The sequence below is a fragment of the Pseudomonas frederiksbergensis genome (genome assembly GCF_003732665.1).
GTDB classification, from domain to species: domain Bacteria; phylum Pseudomonadota; class Gammaproteobacteria; order Pseudomonadales; family Pseudomonadaceae; genus Aquipseudomonas; species Aquipseudomonas frederiksbergensis_G.
In genome coordinates this window covers 1,859-4,876 of sequence record NZ_MOBP01000019.1, presented here as the reverse complement: position 1 = coordinate 4,876, position 3,018 = coordinate 1,859, and the positions used below count along the sequence as shown (strand labels likewise).

General features: G+C 51.4%; 1 rRNA gene. It reads right to left on the bottom strand.

From position 1 onward, the window contains the following. Positions 1–19: 19 nt before the first annotated feature. Positions 20–2,911: ribosomal RNA gene (locus BK665_RS26220) — 23S ribosomal RNA — on the bottom strand. Positions 2,912–3,018 lie beyond the last annotated feature (107 nt).

Here is a 3,018-nt window from a genome sequence, read left to right as displayed (position 1 = left end):
CAAATTGCTTGGGTGTTATATGGTCAAGCCTCACGGGCAATTAGTATTGGTTAGCTCAACGCCTCACAGCGCTTACACACCCAACCTATCAACGTCGTAGTCTTCGACGGCCCTTCAGGGGACTCAAGGTCCCAGTGAGATCTCATCTTGAGGCTAGTTTCCCGCTTAGATGCTTTCAGCGGTTATCTATTCCGAACATAGCTACCCGGCAATGCCACTGGCGTGACAACCGGAACACCAGAGGTTCGTCCACTCCGGTCCTCTCGTACTAGGAGCAGCCCCTCTCAAATCTCAAACGTCCACGGCAGATAGGGACCGAACTGTCTCACGACGTTCTAAACCCAGCTCGCGTACCACTTTAAATGGCGAACAGCCATACCCTTGGGACCGGCTTCAGCCCCAGGATGTGATGAGCCGACATCGAGGTGCCAAACACCGCCGTCGATATGAACTCTTGGGCGGTATCAGCCTGTTATCCCCGGAGTACCTTTTATCCGTTGAGCGATGGCCCTTCCATACAGAACCACCGGATCACTAAGACCTACTTTCGTACCTGCTCGACGTGTCTGTCTCGCAGTCAAGCGCGCTTTTGCCTTTATACTCTACGACCGATTTCCGACCGGTCTGAGCGCACCTTCGTACTCCTCCGTTACTCTTTAGGAGGAGACCGCCCCAGTCAAACTACCCACCATACACTGTCCTCGATCCGGATAACGGACCTGAGTTAGAACCTCAAAGTTGCCAGGGTGGTATTTCAAGGTTGGCTCCACGCGAACTGGCGTCCACGCTTCAAAGCCTCCCACCTATCCTACACAAGCAAATTCAAAGTCCAGTGCAAAGCTATAGTAAAGGTTCACGGGGTCTTTCCGTCTAGCCGCGGATACACTGCATCTTCACAGCGATTTCAATTTCACTGAGTCTCGGGTGGAGACAGCGCCGCCATCGTTACGCCATTCGTGCAGGTCGGAACTTACCCGACAAGGAATTTCGCTACCTTAGGACCGTTATAGTTACGGCCGCCGTTTACCGGGGCTTCGATCAAGAGCTTCGCGTTAGCTAACCCCATCAATTAACCTTCCGGCACCGGGCAGGCGTCACACCCTATACGTCCACTTTCGTGTTTGCAGAGTGCTGTGTTTTTAATAAACAGTCGCAGCGGCCTGGTATCTTCGACCGGCATGGGCTTACGCAGTAAATGCTTCACCCTCACCGGCGCACCTTCTCCCGAAGTTACGGTGCCATTTTGCCTAGTTCCTTCACCCGAGTTCTCTCAAGCGCCTTGGTATTCTCTACCCAACCACCTGTGTCGGTTTGGGGTACGGTTCCTGGTTACCTGAAGCTTAGAAGCTTTTCTTGGAAGCATGGCATCAACCACTTCGTCATCTAAAAGATAACTCGTCATCAGCTCTCGGCCTTAGAATCCCGGATTTACCTAAGATTCCAGCCTACCACCTTAAACTTGGACAACCAACGCCAAGCTGGCCTAGCCTTCTCCGTCCCTCCATCGCAATAACCAGAAGTACAGGAATATTAACCTGTTTTCCATCGACTACGCTTTTCAGCCTCGCCTTAGGGACCGACTAACCCTGCGTCGATTAACGTTGCGCAGGAAACCTTGGTCTTTCGGCGTGGGTGTTTTTCACACCCATTGTCGTTACTCATGTCAGCATTCGCACTTCTGATACCTCCAGCAAGCTTCTCAACTCACCTTCACAGGCTTACAGAACGCTCCTCTACCGCATCACCTAAGTGATACCCGTAGCTTCGGTGTATGGTTTGAGCCCCGTTACATCTTCCGCGCAGGCCGACTCGACTAGTGAGCTATTACGCTTTCTTTAAAGGGTGGCTGCTTCTAAGCCAACCTCCTAGCTGTCTAAGCCTTCCCACATCGTTTCCCACTTAACCATAACTTTGGGACCTTAGCTGACGGTCTGGGTTGTTTCCCTTTTCACGACGGACGTTAGCACCCGCCGTGTGTCTCCCATGCTCGGCACTTGTAGGTATTCGGAGTTTGCATCGGTTTGGTAAGTCGGGATGACCCCCTAGCCGAAACAGTGCTCTACCCCCTACAGTGATACATGAGGCGCTACCTAAATAGCTTTCGAGGAGAACCAGCTATCTCCGAGCTTGATTAGCCTTTCACTCCGATCCACAGGTCATCCGCTAACTTTTCAACGGTAGTCGGTTCGGTCCTCCAGTTAGTGTTACCCAACCTTCAACCTGCCCATGGATAGATCGCCCGGTTTCGGGTCTATTCCCAGCGACTAGACGCCCTATTAAGACTCGCTTTCGCTACGCCTCCCCTATTCGGTTAAGCTCGCCACTGAAAATAAGTCGCTGACCCATTATACAAAAGGTACGCAGTCACCCAACAAAGTGGGCTCCCACTGCTTGTACGCATACGGTTTCAGGATCTATTTCACTCCCCTCTCCGGGGTTCTTTTCGCCTTTCCCTCACGGTACTAGTTCACTATCGGTCAGTCAGTAGTATTTAGCCTTGGAGGATGGTCCCCCCATATTCAGACAAAGTTTCTCGTGCTCCGTCCTACTCGATTTCATGACCAAGAGATTTTCGCGTACAGGGCTATCACCCACTATGGCCGCACTTTCCAGAGCGTTCCGCTAATCTCAAAGCCACTTAAGGGCTAGTCCCCGTTCGCTCGCCACTACTAAGGGAATCTCGGTTGATTTCTTTTCCTCAGGGTACTTAGATGTTTCAGTTCCCCTGGTTCGCTTCTTAAGCCTATGTATTCAGCTTAAGATACCTAACTTATGTTAGGTGGGTTCCCCCATTCAGACATCTCCGGATCAAAGTCTGTTTGCCGACTCCCCGAAGCTTTTCGCAGGCTACCACGTCTTTCATCGCCTCTGACTGCCAAGGCATCCACCGTATGCGCTTCTTCACTTGACCATATAACCCCAAGCAATCTGGTTATACTGTGAAGACGACATTCGCCGAAAATTCGCAATTACTCACAAATTTTACCTTAGCCTGATCCGTTACCAGTGAAAGTAACG